The following is a 14,949-nucleotide window of genomic DNA, read 5'->3' on the forward strand; positions in this document are numbered from 1 at the left end:
GCCGGTGGGAGCGCGCCACGCCCGCGTCCTCAGCCCAGGCGGTCGGCCTGGTCGAGCAGATATCGCTGCTCGACCAGGTTGCCGGTCAGGGAGGCCGCCTCACGGTACAGCCCTGCCGCGCCGGCCGCGTCGCCGGTCATCTGGAGCAGGTGAGCGTTCACCGCGCGTTCGCGTCGCCGGATCAGCGGGTCCTGGTCGAGCTGGAAGCGGCGGTTGAGGTCGTCGAGCAGGGCCAGTCCTCGAATCGGCCCGTACGCTTTGGCCACGGCCACCACCCGGCTCAGCCGTACCGGTGGGGTGGGGTTGAGCCGTTCGAGCCACAGGTAGAGCGCCGCGATCTGCGGCCAGTCGGTCTGCTGCGGCGAGGTCGCCGCAGCGTGCATGGCCGCGATCGCCGCCTGCAGCTGGTAGGGGCCGACCTCGCGGCGGTCCCAGACGCTGTCGATCAGCTCGGTGCCCTCGCGGATGAGGTCGCAGTCCCATCGCGTCCGGTCCTGCTCATCCAAGGGCACCAGCTCGTCGTGGCCACCGGTGCGGGCGGGACGACGGGCCTCGGTGAGCAGCATCAGCGCGAGCAGGCCGGTGACCTCGGCGTCGGCGGGCACGGAGGCGTGGAGCATGCGGGTCAGCCGGATGGCCTCGCCGGTCAGGTCGACGCGGGCGAGCCGGTCGCCGACGGAGGCGGTGTAGCCCTCGTTGAAGATCAGGTAGAGCACCTGCATCGCCGCGGCCATCCGGCTGTCGCGGTCGGTGTCGGTCGGCGGGGTGAAGCGGGCGCCGGCGCGGGCCAGCCGCTGCTTGGCGCGGCTGATCCGGGTGCCCATGGTGTTCTCCGGGATTCCATGGGCATGCGCGATCTCGGCGGTCGTGAGGCCGCCCACGGCCCGCAGCGTGAGCGCCACCTGGGAGGCGGCGCTCAGTGCCGGGTGGCAGCAGAGCAGCAGCAGGGCGAGGCTGTCGTCGGTCTCCCGCGCGGCGCCCGGCCGGCGGTCCGGTTCCCGCATGGCCAGCTCGGCGACGCCGGCCTCCTGCTCACGTCGGCGCCGGGACCGGTCGGCGCGGAGCAGATCGACCATCCGCCGATAGCCGATGCGAATCAGCCAGCTGCGTGGATTGTCCGGCACGCCGTCGGCCGGCCAGATGCGGCTCGCGGTGAGCACTGCCTCCTGCACCGCGTCCTCGGCGACGTCGAAGCGGCCGAAACGCCGCACCAGCGCGCCGAGCACCTGTGGCGCCTCGACGCGCAGCAGGTGCTCGATGCCGGCGTTCATGCTCGCGTGCGCCTTTCCCGCCGCGCTGCCGGCCGCCGGTTCGGCATGATCGGTCACGCCGTGAAGTCCTCGCCCATGATCGGCCGGATCTCGATCGGCTCACCCAGCACCTCGACGATCCGCGAGACGATCTCCACGGCTCGTTCCTGGCCGGCCACGTCGATGACGGCGAAGCTGGCCAGGACCTCCTTCAGTTCGGCGAACGGCCCGTCGGTCGCCACCACGCCGTCAGCGGTCTTGCGGACCGTGGTGCTGACCGCGGGATGGCCGAGGCCCTCGCTGCTGACGAACTCGCCGGTGGCGATCAGTTCCTGCTCGAACTTCTGGTAGGCGGCGAACGCCGCCAGCGCCTCCTCCGACGGGGTGTCAGCGGTCGCGGCGTCCCAGGCCGCGACCGGGGTGTGGCTGAGCAGCAGGTACTTCATGGTGGATCCTCTTTCGAACGTTCGGGAAAGCGTACGCGAGGTCAGGCGGAGCGACGCAGGGACAGGGCCAGGACGGTCGTCCAGGTGAAGGCGACCAGGCCGTTGACGGCGATCTGGATGCTCATGTGATCGGGCGACATGGGCAGCAGCAGGACGAGCGCGGCGGCGCCGTTGCCGATGGCCGCCGGCACGGCCCGGCGGCGGGCGCATCGGACGGCCAGCACGATGGCGGCGATGGCCAGCGCGGTGAAGGAGACGGCGGCCGCGGCCGAGTGCGTGATGCCGTGCCAGGACATCTGGGCCACCGGCCCGTCGGGAGTTCCGGCGGGAAAGCCGTTTTCCGGGTCCATGGTGAACACGCCCGCGGCGATCATCCCGGCCCCGAAGATCCCGACGAGGATGGGCAGCGCCCGCCGGCCGATCCCCTCGGTGACGGTGCGCCTGACACCGCCGGCCAACGCCAGGCCGCCCAAGCCGGCGAGCACGAACGTGGCGATCTGGATCCAGCCAAGGTCGCCGGTCGAGAGCTGACTGATCGGATGGCGGGTGATGTCGAAGCCCTCGCGGGTGAGCATCTGGATGGTCGCCGAGGCGAAGAACACCGGCCCGGCCAGGGCGCCGGCGAGCAACAGCGAGCGGCCGGCCGGGCGGCGGACGGCGGGGACGCCGGTGGTGGCTGCGGTGGTGGCCATGACTTCCTCCTTGATGGGTGTTTCCTGCCGCTACCTCGGTGCCGAACCTGGGCTCTCGACACGACCGCGATGTGATCTGAAACACACCCGGATCATGTCGAAGCTCGCAAACGGGCTCCGAGGTATCGGCGAGCAGTCACCAAAGCGACAAGGAGCATGAGATGTCCGAGATGACGGAGACCTACCAGCCGAGCGCCGATGTGAAGGCCCTGGATCGCCTGGTCGGCACCTGGGCGGTCACCGGCGGCGCCGAGGGAACCGTGCGGTACGAGTGGATGCCCGGCGGCTTCTTCCTCCTCCAGCACGTCGAGCTCACCCAGTTCGGCCAGCCTGTCACCGGCCTGGAAGTCATCGGCAACCTGCGCCCGTTCGGCGAGCCGGCCGGCACGGACGTGGTGTCGCGCTTCTACGACTCGACCGGCAACACCCTCGACTACGTGTACGAACTCACCGGCGACAAGCTGACCATCTGGGGCGGCGCGAAGGGCGGCCCCGCCTACTACGAAGGCACATTCAGCACCGATGGCACCACCGTCACCGGCGCCTGGGTCTACCCCGGCGGAGGCGGATACGAATCCACCATGACCCGGATCTGACCTCGGCTCACGTCGCCGATCCGACAGGCCGAGACGAACCGGGAGCGTCTGGCCGGCAGTTCGGTGCCCGAGCACGAGCATCGAACTGCCGGCCGGCCAAGGTGATCGGCAGCCAGTCACTGACATTAAGTCCGCGCATCCACTGACATCATCTCCGCGCGCAACAACCCTCCCGTCAAGCGATCGGCACGGTAGCGGCCCGGACGTGCTCAACCGGGATCGCCACCGTCGTGAGCGCCTGATAATCAAGGCAGGCAAACGGTTGCCATTCATGCCATGCCGTGTTTTCTTCCGTGCATGGACAATCGCGACAGCGTAAAGCGACCACGACGTGTCACGATCAATGACATCGCGGAGGCCACGGGCTTCGCCGCGTCCACCGTGTCCCGCGCGCTGTCCCGGCCCGGCCGGGTGAACGCGGCCACCCGCGAGCGCATCGTGGCCGTGGCCCGCGAACTGTCCTATGTGCCCAACACCCACGCCCGCGCCTTGACCTCGGGGCGCACCGAAACCGTCGCGGTCCTGGTGTCCGACGTGACCAACCCGTTCTACTTCGGGCTGATCCGGGGCACACAGCACCAGCTCAAAGCCGCGGGCTACGCCCACCTGCTCATCGACACCGAGAATTCCGGCGAACTGGAGTCTCACATGCTGTCCAAGATGCGGCAGTCGATCGACGGAGCGATCATGGCCACCTCGCGGCTGTCGCATCGCCTGCTCGCGGCGTTGGCCACCGAGCTGCCGCTGGTGGCGGTCAACCGCATGGTGCGCGGTGTCGAAAGCGTGGTGCTCGACTCCCCCTCCGGTGTGGCGCAGGCGACCGAGCACCTGATCTCGCTCGGGCACAGCGACATCGTCTACATGTCCGGCCCGGAGAACTCCTGGTCCAATGAGGCCCGGTGGCGTTCGCTGATCGCGGCGGCGGCCCGGCATGGGCTGCCGGTACGCCGTCTCGGTCCCTTCCCGGCCGGTCGGATGTCCGGATCGGCCGCCGCCGACGCACTGATCAACACCCGCGCCACGGCGTGTATCGCCTTCAACGACCTTCTTGCCATCGGGATGCTCACGCGGCTGCGTGAGCGCGGTGTCGGCGTGCCCGGTGAGATCAGCGTCGTCGGCTGTGACGACATGTTCGGGGCGGATTTCTGCCACCCCACCCTCACCACGCTCGCCGCCCCGATCGAGCAGGCCGGGCGGGTGGCGGTGTCGATGCTGCTGGCACGCCTCAACGACAGTGCGCCGGCGACACGGCAATCGGCCGTGTTGCCGACGCACCTGATCGTGCGCGAGTCGACGGGTCCCGCCCCGCGCTAGGGGTAGCTGACGACGTTCACCGGCTTGACGGTGGTACCGGTCGACGCGCCGGTGTTGTTGATGACGTGCTCGATCGAGCCCTTGCCCAGCGAGATGGTCAGGATGTTATGGAACTTCACGTTCGGACTGGTGGGCGCCTCGAAGCCGCGCTCGGACACGATGCTCGGGTCGGCGGTGAACACGCAGTAGCTGCCCATGCCCCAGGCCTCGTGTGACGTCACCGAATCGGCCACCTTGTACGCGGCGTACCCGCGCCCGTCACTGCGCCACGCGGCCTGGCTCGGCGGGTCGTAGGGCATCTCGTTCTGGAAGAAGATAGTCCGCCCGCCTTGGCCGTTCCAGATCACCTCGTACTTGTTGAAGTGCTCGACGAACAGCCCGTATGCGGAGACGTTGGCGCCGTTGACGATCAGGCCCGTGTCGGCCGGGTTGACCGTCCACCCGACCCCGCTGCCGTGATCGGCGCGCCATGCCCAGATGTGATCGATGATCGTGTTGGCGCTGTTGACGATCAGCGCCGTGGTGACCTTCCCCGGCCCGGCTCCGCCGACGCGGAAGAACACGTCCTGCAGCGTGGTCGGGTTCGCGGCGTGGCCGGCGGTCACGCCGGCCGGCCCGACCTGCAACAGGGACGGCGAGTTCACCGGGCCCGCGTCGAACAGCAGCCCGGCGAGCTTGACGCCGTCGACGTCGGCGACGGTCATCGCGCTGATGCCGTTGTCCGGGATCAGCGTCGGGTAGCCGATGCCCAGCACGACGGTGTCCGGCCGGGTCACCTTCAGCGTCTGGCTCAGATGGTAGACACCCGGCGTGAACAGCAGGTTCATGCCGCAGGACAGGGCATTGTTGAGGGTCGCCGCCGAGTCGGACGGTCGTGCGAGGTAGAACTGGGTCAGCGGCACGGAGGTGCCCGGTGTCGACCCGCCCGACCAGGTCGTACCGGAGGCGTTGGTTCGCAGGCTGGGCACGAACACGTGGTAGTCGCCGCCGTTGAGGTACAGGTAGGGCTTCTCCCGCACGACCGGGGTGGTCGACAGGGTCGTGTACGGCGGGCTGGGGAAGCTGTTGGCCGGGGCGCCCTTCACGCCGGAGAACACCATGTTCCACACGCCGTTGACCCAGCCGCCGATCTGGCTGTCACGGGTGTACCACTGCTGCTGGGAGTAGGGGCCGACGTTCCCGTCGATCTTGCTGTCGGCGATGTAACCGCCGCTGGCCCAGCCGTACCCGTTGGGGGCCAGGTTGAGGTCACCGCGGATGTGCACCCGGCGCATCGGCGCGGCCTGCGACACCGCCCATCGATTGGCGGTGTGGCTGGGCACGATCGCCAGGTTGTCGAGCGAGCGCCAGAAGTTCTGGGTGGCGTTGCCACCGAACCAGCCGGCGTCCACCGTCACGTCGCCGTTGATCGTGACGTCGTCCGGGTTGCGGCCCAGGCCCAGCACGGAGGTGTAGAAGCCGGTGTTGGCGTTGATGCCGCTGTAGGTGCCCGGCTTGAACATCACCGCATAGCGGTAGTTACCGAACTGGGCGCTCTCGGTCTGGGCGAAGATGGCGTCCAGCCTGCTCTGGATGGTCGTACTGGACATCGACGGATCGAACACGACCACGTTGGGCCCGAAGTCCTGGGACACCGGTGGCGGCGTCTGGCAGTCGCCGCCACCCGAGCTTCCCCCGTGGACGGTCAGCTCCTTGATGGAGTAGCCGTATCCGGTGGCGCGCTGCGTGCCGTACACGCGCAGGTAGCGACCGGTGCCGGCGGCGTCGATGGTCTGTATGCCGCCGGTGTTGGCGGTGGTGGAGTAGAGGGTCGTCCACTGGTTGCCGTCGTCGGACAGCTCCAGGCGGAAGGCTCTGGCGTACGACGTCTGCCAGTTGACGACCACCCGGCAGACCGCGGTGTTCGGCCCGAGGTCGACCTGTATCCACTGCGGATCGCTGGACTGGCTCGACCATCGGGTGGCGGCGTCGCCGTCGACGGCTTTGGCGGGCAGATAGCCGTTGCCCTGGACCGAGGAGGCGGTCGCGGGTTTGTTGAGAGCGATGTCCGTGGTGGTCTCGCACGCGGCCGCGCTCGCGGGGGCGGCGCTCGGCGTGACGACCATGCCGGTGACGGCCAGCGCCATGGTGGCGATGCCGGCCAGCAGTCGGCGGCGGAGGGGTGAGGCACGCATGGTTTCTCCCTGCCGGGGGGCCGCCGCGGGCAACGGCGGCATGCTTGTACGGGCGGCGCCCGGGATGGGCGCCGCCGACGAATCACCTGCGAGATGAAGATGACGGTGTTGCCGGGCGTTACGACTACTCCGGGTCCTGCCCGTAGCCGTTGCACTGGCGTCCGCCGTTGATGCAGTAGCCCACGAGGTAGGCCTGGCGCGGCGCGTCCCACCCGTTCATGAAGTCGTAGTGGAAGGTGTACGCGGCACCCGAGGCGAGGGACAGACCGCTGGTGTTCCCGCCGGGCAGCGGATACGGGACCTTGGCTTCGAGCATGGGCAGGGGTACGGGGTGGTCCGCCGGGCAGACTCCGCGGACCGGCCAGGCCATGTGGGATTTGTGGTCGGCGCTGTCCAGGTGCACGCCGTCCCAGCAGCTCGGCGCCTTCAGCCGGGCGACCAGGGAGGTGCCGCTCGGACACGATGCCGGGAAGACACTGCCCGTGTAACCGGGGCACTTCCAGGTTCCCTCGTACGCGGCGGCGTCCGTCGCGCGGGCATCGCCGACGACGAGCCGGAACCCGGGCGGGAACGGCTTGACGGTGCGGTAGTCCTTGACGCCGGACTTGTAGTAGATCGTTGGCTTGTCCGGCAGCCGTACGGTGCCGTTCTGCAGCAACGTCGGGAACCAGTATCCCGACGCGTCGAGCGTGTCCTCGCAGGACGTCGCCCCGCCGACCAGCGCCTGCGGGGTGGAGTTCGCGGTGGTGGTGGGGTTGCCGACGAAAGTGTGGTTGTGCGACGCGCCCGGCAGGCCCGGGAACACGATCGGGTCGTCGCTGAGCCGGTGGGTGACGGTGCAGTTCGCGTGCATCTCCTGGTACTGGGCGAACGGCGGATCGTCGGCCGCCTGTACAGCACCGGCCGCTTGCGCGGTGCCTGTCGCTGTCAGGACGAGTGCGGCCGTCGCGGCCGCGAGGGTGCGAATACTCATGACACCTCTTTGGCGATTTGAGCATCAGAAATGGGGTGGAATCCGGACTTTATTACGGCAATGTTGCGACGGAAAGCGCTTGCCAAAATTTGCCACCGGACCCCCGGCCGCCTTCAAGTGATCGTTTCCAGGCAGGTCAGAGCGCGTGTATGAGACTCCACGATGGACCGTTACGCCGGGAGGATCGTGCGCGGATGAAACAGATGTGAAAGCGGCTCGAGCACCGCCCACTCATCGCCTCCGAGGTCCCCCCGCCGTGATGCCTGTGCTTCCCCGATTGACAGACCAAACGTGGCATATGCCGCGCTGTAGCGATCGGGGAGATGTATGGCTTCTCGGCCGGTTCGCCTCAGGAGGGGGCAGGGGCCGCGAGCATCCCGGCAGCCATGACGCGCAGCGACGCGGCCAGCCGCGGCGCCTCTCCGCGCTCCAGAAGCCGCAGGACCGGTTCGCCGTGAAGGCTACCCAGCAGGATGTGCGCCAGCAGCTCCCCGTCCAGGTCGGGGCGCCGCGCGGCGATCAGCGCGCTGGTGTGGCCGTGCCAGAACCGGTAGACGGGATGGTCGTCCCGCGAGTCCGGAACATGGTCACCGCCCTCGCCCCGATGCTCGCCCTGCTCCTTCCACTCCGGCCTGGGCGCCGCCGTGGCGGCGTGGCCCGCGCCAGGAGGAGTCGACATCGTCCTGGACTCCGTCGGCGGCCGTGTCCTGGCGCGCAGCCTCGACCTCCTGGCACCGTCCGGCCGGGCCGTCGTCTACGGAGCAGCCGGCGGCGGGCAACCGACATCCCGCTGACCAGCATTTTCGCAATGAGATCGGTAGCGGGGTTCTCACTGTTCGCCTGGCGCGCCGCCGCACCGAAGCAAGCACGCGAGGACATGGACCAGGTCACTCAGCACGCGGTCGAGGGGAGACTACGCGCCAGGCTGCACGCCCGGCTGCCGCTCGACAAGGCGGCCGAAGCGCATCGGATCATGGAAAGCCGCTCCCAACTCGGCCGCATCCTCCTTGTGCCCTGAGTCCACCAAGGGCTCCCGACTCAATCATCGACGCGTACCAAGCCCGGAGCCGTGCGGGGTGCGACGGCGGAGCCGTTCGCTTACGGCCCGGGGGCTGCATGAGAATGCACGGTCCGGTTGCCGTGCTTCGCCGTCGTGTAGTTGAGTATCAGAACCCCCCTGCCATCTGAGTACGAGAACGGATAGCCTGCGGAGCCCTCGCCCCCCACTCTCAAGGCATGGAGACGAAAGTATCGAAGGCAGCGGGCCTCAACCCGTTGCGTCCGCACCACACAGGGATGGCCGCCATCGCAGGCGCGGTCGCCGGAGCCGTAATCGGGCCCGAGACGTCAACGATCTTCGGTCTGGGAATCGGCGGGCTGGCCACCATCGGCGCCCCCTTCGGCGCCGTCGCCGGTGTCCTGGTCGGCATCGCCGCGCGAGATCTGCTCACGCAGGGCACACCTCGCCCCGAACGCGCAGAGCATCGGGCGTCCTGGGCGACCACCGCGGCGGCGGCCTTCCTGATAGGCGGCGCGGTGTTGTCAGCGGCCCTTTGGGACGTGGCTCGCCGCGAAGCCGTGGAGATGGACGGGATCCTCGTCATGGTCTTACTCCCACCGACCGCGATCCTCATCGTCAGCCTGACAGCGCTCGCCGTAGGCGTCCTGCGTCGGCGGGCCACCGCCCGCTGGGCCGCGGTCGTCATGTCGGTCTGCGCTTGCGCCGCCTTCTTCTCACAACTGCTGGCCGAACTGTCCCTCCTGGTACGAGGCCCAGGCTGGGCAGCCCACACCCAGACTCCCGAGTGGAGGGTGTCCGTCCTGCAGGCGGTGTTCTTCGTGGCAATCCCCATCGTGGTCACGGCTCTCCTGCTGTCCCCAGCGGCACGCCGCGACTTCAAGTAACCAAACGGGGGTCATAACCTACGCCCTGAATCCTCCTGCTATATCCGAGTCGTAGGCGATCACTGTGCCGTTGGCGTAGACCTCGACTTGCACATGGGCGTACCCCTCTTCGTCGAGCGCCGGATAGAACGTGGACGTTCCCCAGCTCGCGTACTCGCCTCCGCGGTCCTCGTCCCACCTTCGTTCGCCGAGAGCACTGCGCTTCATGAACACGCGGTGCGCTTATCAGCGTCTGAAAACAAGTATGTCTTGTTCTCCTTCGAGGATCACATGCTCGACCGAAACCGCCCGTGGGCGACCGGCGGACGAACGCTGCAAGAAATGGGATATGGCCATCTCGACGCCTTTTCCAAGCATGTGAAAGACCGCACCAATACTTTTCTGGACTTCGACAAAAAGTACGGCCGGCGCTCCCCGATTTCCTACTTAACCATGAAAGCAAAGTCGCACGGTTCCCATCAAATGGGAATGCCACCATGGCCAATGATCGTCGCAACTGTGTGCGCCATGGTCATCGACCCAAGCTATTCAGCCTGGCGGAACGCAGAGAGTGCCGTAAGTGCCATGGACGCCCTGCAGAATTTCCGTCAGTGAACACCCTTCGCGACACCCTGCTATGCGTTCCGTACGAGCTTCCTCTGTCCGTTCTTGAATGGCTGTGTCTTTGGAGGTCTGGCCCTATGTTCGAGGCCGTTAATTATACCCGGCAAAGCCTTGTCTGAGAAGGCATCAGGTCCGAGCATCTGAAACGGCGCGACAGCCCGACCTTCCGCTTTTCAGGCGGACCGATCACCCTGGTCAGATAGCAGAGACCGTAGTCAGAGAGCGGTTGCGATCAGGGCCGCTTAGGCCTGTTGATCTGCGGTTATGACTGAAACCGTTCTTGATCATTTCACAATGCCTCGCGGACAGGAAATTGAGTGACGTCGGTCTCGCCTACTGAGCCGGCACTGGCTCTGTCGCGGGACGCTCATCTGTCGCGTAAGACGTCCTATAGCCGTCCTTGACAAAGTTACGTCCACCAGAGTGGTGGTAGCTGACAGTTGCGAGGCGTTGACATCGATTGCACATCCCGGCAGGCTTTACGAAACTGCCTGGAGGGCAAGTGGTGAACCCGGTTGTTTCGAGGTTGTTCCGAATAGCGTCGATCGATGTGCCCCCTCAGCGATGGCGGGGAATGCGTAGAGCCTCGTAGCAGTACCTGGACGTCGACGGCCCCTTTCGCCTGCCGGGCGCTTTCGCCTGTCCGGGGGCGGAGTTCCGCCGTTCGCGCGTCGCCGTCTCGACTCGTTTCCGAAGGCAGGGGGTGTCGCGGTCGTGGCTGCCGTGGTGCGTCCGGAGCCAGATCTTAAGTCGGCCTGGTCGTTTTCTTTCGATGGATCGGAAATCTGATGCGTGTCGCCCTTCTCACCACGACTCAGCATGGTCACCTGAACCCGTATGTTCCGGTGGTCAATGCGCTCCAAAACGCCGGCAGTGAGGTTGCGCTGCTGCTGTTGTCCGCAGACGGCGGCTCGCTTGACGAGCAGCGTCGCGAGGCCTTGGGCAAGGCGCAGGTCGACGTGATCGGGCAGGTCGAGATGGCGCCGTGGAGCGGCGACCCGGCGAAGATCGGCCCGATGCTCCAGTCGTCGCCGGTGGCGGACCAGACGGCCGACGCGCTCCGCGCGACGGCGCCGGACTTCGTGCTCGTCGACTCGCTGCCGGTCACGGCGTCGGCCATGGTCGGCGCACAGGCGTCCGGCGTGCCGTACGGGATGATCTGGGCCAACCTGGGTGGAGTATGCCCGAGCGAGCATCGACGAGGTCGCTGGGCGTACGACGAGCAGGTCGGCGACTATCTGACCGGGCACGGGGTGTTGTGGTCGGCCCGGACCCATTCGGCGCGTTCGCCGATTCTCAATTTGATGCCGACGATTCCCGCTCTCGTCGGGGACGACGCGGTCACCGACGACGGTGTGCGGCTGGTCGGGTTGCCGGGTGCGGCGGGGACCCGCGGCGACGAGGTCGCCTTCTCGGGCCTGGATCGGATCGACCCCGACCGCCCGGTGGTGTACGTCTCCTTCGGCACGATCTTCTACCGGCGGCCGGACCTGCTGCGCACGGTGATCACCGGGGCGGCGGCGACCGGTGCACAGGTGATCGCCGCGGTAGGAGATCTCGCCGAGGAGCTCGCGCTGCCCGACGAAGTGCTCACCGCCCCGTATGTGCCGCAACGTGAGGTGCTCGAGCGCGCCGACGTGTTCATCACCCATGGCGGATACAACTCCGTGGCGGAGTCGATCCGGGCGGCGACACCGATGCTGGTGATCCCGCTGGCCGTGGATCAGCCTGTCCAGGCGTACTTCGTGGGTAGAGCGGGCTTCGGGACGGCGTTGGAGCCGGCCGGCGTCACCGAGCAGGCGGTCACCGACGCCGTCACCGATCTGCTCGATCCCGCCCGGGACTACCGGGCCCGGCTGCGCGCCGCGCAGCCGGAGTGCGGCGATTCCGCCGTGCGCACGGCCGAGCTGGTCATCGGCACGGTCGAGACGTTACAGCGGAAGGAGGAGCAGTGACGATCGAGCGGCAGCGGCCGGTGAGCGACCCGATCGTGATCGATGATCTTGAGCACCTCTCGTTCCGGGTGGATCGCCGCGCCTACACCGACGACGACCTGGCCGCACGGGAGATGAGCAGGATCTTCGATCGCTGCTGGTTGTACGTCGGGCACGAATCAGAGGTGCCCGGGCCGGGCTCCTACGTGGCACGCGACGTCGGCGGGCGCCCGGTGGTCATGGCGCGCGGGTCCGACGGGGTGATCCGGGTGTTCGCGAACAGCTGCACTCACCGCGGGGCTCTGATCTGCTCGCAGCCGGCCGGGCAGGCCAGATCGTTCCGGTGCCCGTATCACGACTGGACGTTCTCCAACCGGGGCGACCTGGTCGGGGTCCCGATCCCGGACGGGTACGGGCCAGGTTTTCGGAAGGCGGACTTCGGCCTGGCGCAGCACCGTAGTGACGGTTACCGCGGTTTCGTGTTCGTCACCTTCGATCCGGAGCAGCCGCGCACCTTGACCGAGTACCTGGCGGGTGCGACGGAGTACCTCGATCTGATCGACGACCAGTCCGAGGTCGGGATGGAGGTGATCCAAGGTGCGCAACTCCACGGGGCTCGGGCCAACTGGAAGCTCATGATGGAGAACAGCGTCGACATCTACCACTTCCGGGCCCTGCACAAGCGTTACGTCGGCTACATGGAGTCGCTGGGGTCGGTGCCACCACAACGACGAGGCGGCTTCGGCTGCGCCCTCGGACTGGGGCATGGAGCCAACGAGCTGCCACCGGCGGCAGCCCGCCCGCTCGCCTACTGGACGCCGATGTTCGGCACCGAGGTCCGGCCGCGGATCGAGGCGACGGCCGCACGGTTCGTCGACCGGTTCGGCGCCGAACGCGCCGAACGGATCACCGGCACCAATCGTGCGGTACTGATCTTCCCCAACTTGATGATCATCGACGCGATCGCGATCACGATCCGCAAGATCGATCCGGTCGGCGCCGGCCAGATGGCCATCACCTCGGTCGCCCTGGCCCCCAAGGACGAGGATCCGGACATCCGGGAACTCCGCAAGAGTCACTACCTGACGTTCCTCGGCCCCGCCGGCTTCGCCACTCCCGACGACATCGAGATCGTCGAGTCGTGCCAGCGGGGTTATCTCAACCGCACGGTCCGCTACTCGGATCTGTCACGCGGTATGAACAAAAAGGTCCCGGAGACAACCGACGAGCTTCCCGCCCGCGAGTTCTGGCGGCAGTGGGACCGGCTGATGCACGGCGACGACGGTCACCTCGAGGTCGCTCACCGGGCCGAGACGCAAGGGGCAGAACCACGATGACCACCGAGCTGACGGTCGACGAAGCGGCCCAGGTGCGGCTGTGGCACCGGGTGAGCCAGTTCCTTTTCCGTGAGGCACGGCTGCTCGACGAGTGGCGCCTGCTCGAGTGGTACGACGAGATGCTGACCGACGACATCCGCTACTCGGTGCCGGCCACCGACGTCCGCGGCGAGACGGCCGATGCGCTCGGGCTCATCGACGACGATGCTGCCCGGCTACGCCAGCGGATCGAACAACTACTCAACGGTGAGGTGTGGTGCGAGAACCCTCGGTCGCGGACGAATCGGATGATCAGCAACGTGGAGATCCTGACCGACCGGGGCACGCACCTCGACGTGGCGGCGAATGTCGTCGTGTACCGGTTCGGACATGGGCGCTCTGACTCCTACGTCGGAAAATGCCGGTTCGAGCTTGTCGTCGAGGGCGAGTCGTTTCGGGTCCGGAGACGGGTCGTGGTGCTCGACCACGAGACGTTGTACGAGCACGGAAAGCTCAGCATCATCCTGTGATCGGACAGTGATGGCGGCCGGCCCTGGCAGCGTCCCACCCGTTGCCGCCGCCCAGCCGAGTCTCCCTCGCGAGATCTACATCCTCAGTGTCGTCGGTGGCTGCGTCATGTTGGGACTGGGGCTGGTGCTCCCGGTGCTCCCGGTGTACGCGGCGACGTTCGGGGCCGGGCCCACCCAGATCGGAGCGCTCGTCGCCCTGTTCGCGTTGATGCGGCTGGCCACCAGCCCGTTCTGCGGCCGGCTCGGAGTTCGGTTCGGGGAGCGGCGAGTCCTGATCGCCGGCCTGCTGCTATGTACGGTCTCCTCGGCTCTGACGGCGTTCGCCGGGTCCTACGGGCAGCTGCTCGTGTTCCGCAGCCTCGGCGGCGTCGGCTCAGTGCTGTTCTCGGTGTCCGCACTGGCGACACTCCTGGCGATCGCGCCGGCCGACCGGCGGGGCCGGGCCGGCGCCGTGTTCGAAGCAGGCTTCCTGCTCGGCGGGATCTGCGGACCGGCGCTGGGCGGGCTCCTTTCTCTCATCGCCCTCTCCGCGCCGTTCGTGGCGTACGCCGTGCTGTTGCTGGCCGCCGCGGTACTGACGTCGGCGGTGCTCCGCACCGGCCGAACCGCCGGCGCGGAGCCTGGCCGTGACGTGGTCCGGCTACCGGTCCTGCTGCGGGATCGACGCTACGTGGTGGCTTGCCTCGCAGCGTTGGCACAGGGATGGGTCCTGTTCGGGCTGCGCAGCGCACTGGTCCCCACGGTGGTTGTGGCGTGGCGACATGACGTGACGTGGGTCGGGTGGGCGTTCACGATATCCGCCGTCGTTCAGGCGCTGCTGATCATGCCGGCCGGCCGGGTTGTCGATCGGGCCGGCCGCCGGCCCGCCATGATCGTCGGCACCGGCGTGGCTGCGGCGGCGATCACAGCCTTGGTGTTCGTGGACGGGTACGCCTGGCTCGTCGTCCTGCTTAGTGTGTACGCGGCGGGATCAGCGCTGCTCAACGCCGCACCGGCCGCGCTGATCGGTGACGTCGTCGCCGGCCGGGCCGGCAGTGGCGTCGCCGTCTTCTCGATGTGCACCGATGTCGGCGCCGTGGTCGGCCCGGTCGTCGTTGGGCTCATCGCCGAGCGGGTGAGTGTTCCGGCCGCCTTCGGCAGCGGCGCCGCCCTGCTGGTCGTCGCCTTCGTGGCGTCGTGGACGTTGACAACTGTTCGGCCAACACGAAGGAGTTGA

16 protein-coding genes are annotated in these 14,949 nt (G+C 67.8%); 9 read left to right on the forward strand and 7 right to left on the reverse strand.

The annotated features are described in order from the left end of the window. Positions 1–29: 29 nt before the first annotated feature. From CHC08_RS11015 to CHC08_RS11025, 3 genes are read right to left on the reverse strand one after another with little or no spacing between them, the layout of a single operon-like run. Positions 30–1,328, reverse strand: a complete 1,299-nt coding sequence (locus tag CHC08_RS11015; protein ID WP_338055673.1) for an RNA polymerase sigma factor — start codon at positions 1,326–1,328, stop codon at positions 30–32. Next, a complete protein-coding gene (locus CHC08_RS11020) occupies positions 1,325–1,696 on the reverse strand; it encodes a YciI family protein (protein WP_089207120.1) in 372 nt (123 codons plus the stop codon). Before CHC08_RS11020 ends, CHC08_RS11015 begins: the two co-directional genes overlap by 4 nt. A 41-nt stretch (positions 1,697–1,737) precedes the next feature. Continuing rightward, on the reverse strand, positions 1,738–2,388 hold the full coding sequence (locus tag CHC08_RS11025; RefSeq protein WP_089207121.1) for a DUF998 domain-containing protein: 651 nt from the start codon (positions 2,386–2,388) through the stop codon (positions 1,738–1,740). Positions 2,389–2,549: 161 nt separating this feature from the next. On the opposite strand from CHC08_RS11025, the gene CHC08_RS11030 reads away from it, so the two are divergent. Further along, positions 2,550–2,984 carry a hypothetical protein gene (locus CHC08_RS11030; protein ID WP_089207122.1) on the forward strand — a complete coding sequence of 145 codons (435 nt, stop codon included), beginning with the start codon at positions 2,550–2,552 and terminating at the stop codon, positions 2,982–2,984. A 297-nt stretch (positions 2,985–3,281) separates the two neighbouring features. Then, complete coding sequence (locus CHC08_RS11035) at positions 3,282–4,298, forward strand: LacI family DNA-binding transcriptional regulator (RefSeq protein WP_089207123.1); 1,017 nt, start codon at positions 3,282–3,284, stop codon at positions 4,296–4,298. Here the strand turns inward: CHC08_RS11035 and CHC08_RS11040 are convergent. From CHC08_RS11040 to CHC08_RS11050, 3 genes are all read right to left on the reverse strand, one after another. Beyond that, on the reverse strand, positions 4,295–6,472 hold the full coding sequence (locus CHC08_RS11040; protein ID WP_089207124.1) for a discoidin domain-containing protein: 2,178 nt from the start codon (positions 6,470–6,472) through the stop codon (positions 4,295–4,297). The two genes, CHC08_RS11035 and CHC08_RS11040, sit on opposite strands and share 4 nt — an antisense overlap. Before the next feature lie 124 nt (positions 6,473–6,596). Further along, the gene (locus tag CHC08_RS11045; RefSeq protein WP_089207125.1) at positions 6,597–7,445 is read right to left on the reverse strand and encodes a DUF1996 domain-containing protein; all 849 of its coding nucleotides are present in this window, start codon (positions 7,443–7,445) and stop codon (positions 6,597–6,599) included. 349 nt (positions 7,446–7,794) lie between these two features. After that, entirely contained in the window at positions 7,795–8,124 is a 330-nt protein-coding gene (locus CHC08_RS11050; RefSeq protein WP_089207126.1) for a hypothetical protein, read from the reverse strand. A gap of 129 nt (positions 8,125–8,253) precedes the next feature. Between CHC08_RS11050 and CHC08_RS48110 the strand changes: the two genes are divergently transcribed. Together CHC08_RS48110 and CHC08_RS11060 are read left to right on the forward strand one after the other, a co-directional pair. Further along, complete coding sequence (locus CHC08_RS48110; RefSeq protein ID WP_143653164.1) at positions 8,254–8,463, forward strand: zinc-binding dehydrogenase; 210 nt, start codon at positions 8,254–8,256, stop codon at positions 8,461–8,463. A 278-nt stretch (positions 8,464–8,741) separates the two neighbouring features. Next, positions 8,742–9,350 (forward strand): hypothetical protein, encoded by a 609-nt coding sequence (locus CHC08_RS11060; protein ID WP_143653165.1) that lies wholly within the window; start codon positions 8,742–8,744, stop codon positions 9,348–9,350. A gap of 18 nt (positions 9,351–9,368) precedes the next feature. Here CHC08_RS11060 and CHC08_RS11065 read toward each other — a convergent pair whose 3' ends face one another. Next, complete coding sequence (locus CHC08_RS11065; RefSeq protein ID WP_143653166.1) at positions 9,369–9,557, reverse strand: hypothetical protein; 189 nt, start codon at positions 9,555–9,557, stop codon at positions 9,369–9,371. Between the two features lie 42 nt (positions 9,558–9,599). Here CHC08_RS11065 and CHC08_RS48115 point away from each other — a divergent pair, with 42 nt between their 5' ends. From CHC08_RS48115 to CHC08_RS11085, 5 genes are all read left to right on the forward strand, one after another. Further along, complete coding sequence (locus tag CHC08_RS48115) at positions 9,600–9,944, forward strand: hypothetical protein (protein ID WP_143653167.1); 345 nt, start codon at positions 9,600–9,602, stop codon at positions 9,942–9,944. A gap of 797 nt (positions 9,945–10,741) precedes the next feature. Further along, the gene (locus CHC08_RS11070) at positions 10,742–11,908 is read left to right on the forward strand and encodes a glycosyltransferase (protein ID WP_089207129.1); all 1,167 of its coding nucleotides are present in this window, start codon (positions 10,742–10,744) and stop codon (positions 11,906–11,908) included. After that, on the forward strand, positions 11,905–13,224 hold the full coding sequence (locus CHC08_RS11075) for an aromatic ring-hydroxylating oxygenase subunit alpha (RefSeq protein ID WP_218825245.1): 1,320 nt from the start codon (positions 11,905–11,907) through the stop codon (positions 13,222–13,224). Before CHC08_RS11070 ends, CHC08_RS11075 begins: the two co-directional genes overlap by 4 nt. Beyond that, positions 13,221–13,733 carry an aromatic-ring-hydroxylating dioxygenase subunit beta gene (locus tag CHC08_RS11080; RefSeq protein WP_089207131.1) on the forward strand — a complete coding sequence of 171 codons (513 nt, stop codon included), beginning with the start codon at positions 13,221–13,223 and terminating at the stop codon, positions 13,731–13,733. The genes CHC08_RS11075 and CHC08_RS11080 overlap by 4 nt, the downstream gene beginning before the upstream one ends. A 10-nt stretch (positions 13,734–13,743) precedes the next feature. Beyond that, positions 13,744–14,949 (forward strand): MFS transporter, encoded by a 1,206-nt coding sequence (locus CHC08_RS11085; RefSeq protein ID WP_089207132.1) that lies wholly within the window; start codon positions 13,744–13,746, stop codon positions 14,947–14,949.

The sequence above is a fragment of the Streptosporangium subroseum genome (assembly GCF_900188345.1).
Taxonomy (GTDB): Bacteria; Actinomycetota; Actinomycetes; order Streptosporangiales; family Streptosporangiaceae; genus Streptosporangium; species Streptosporangium subroseum.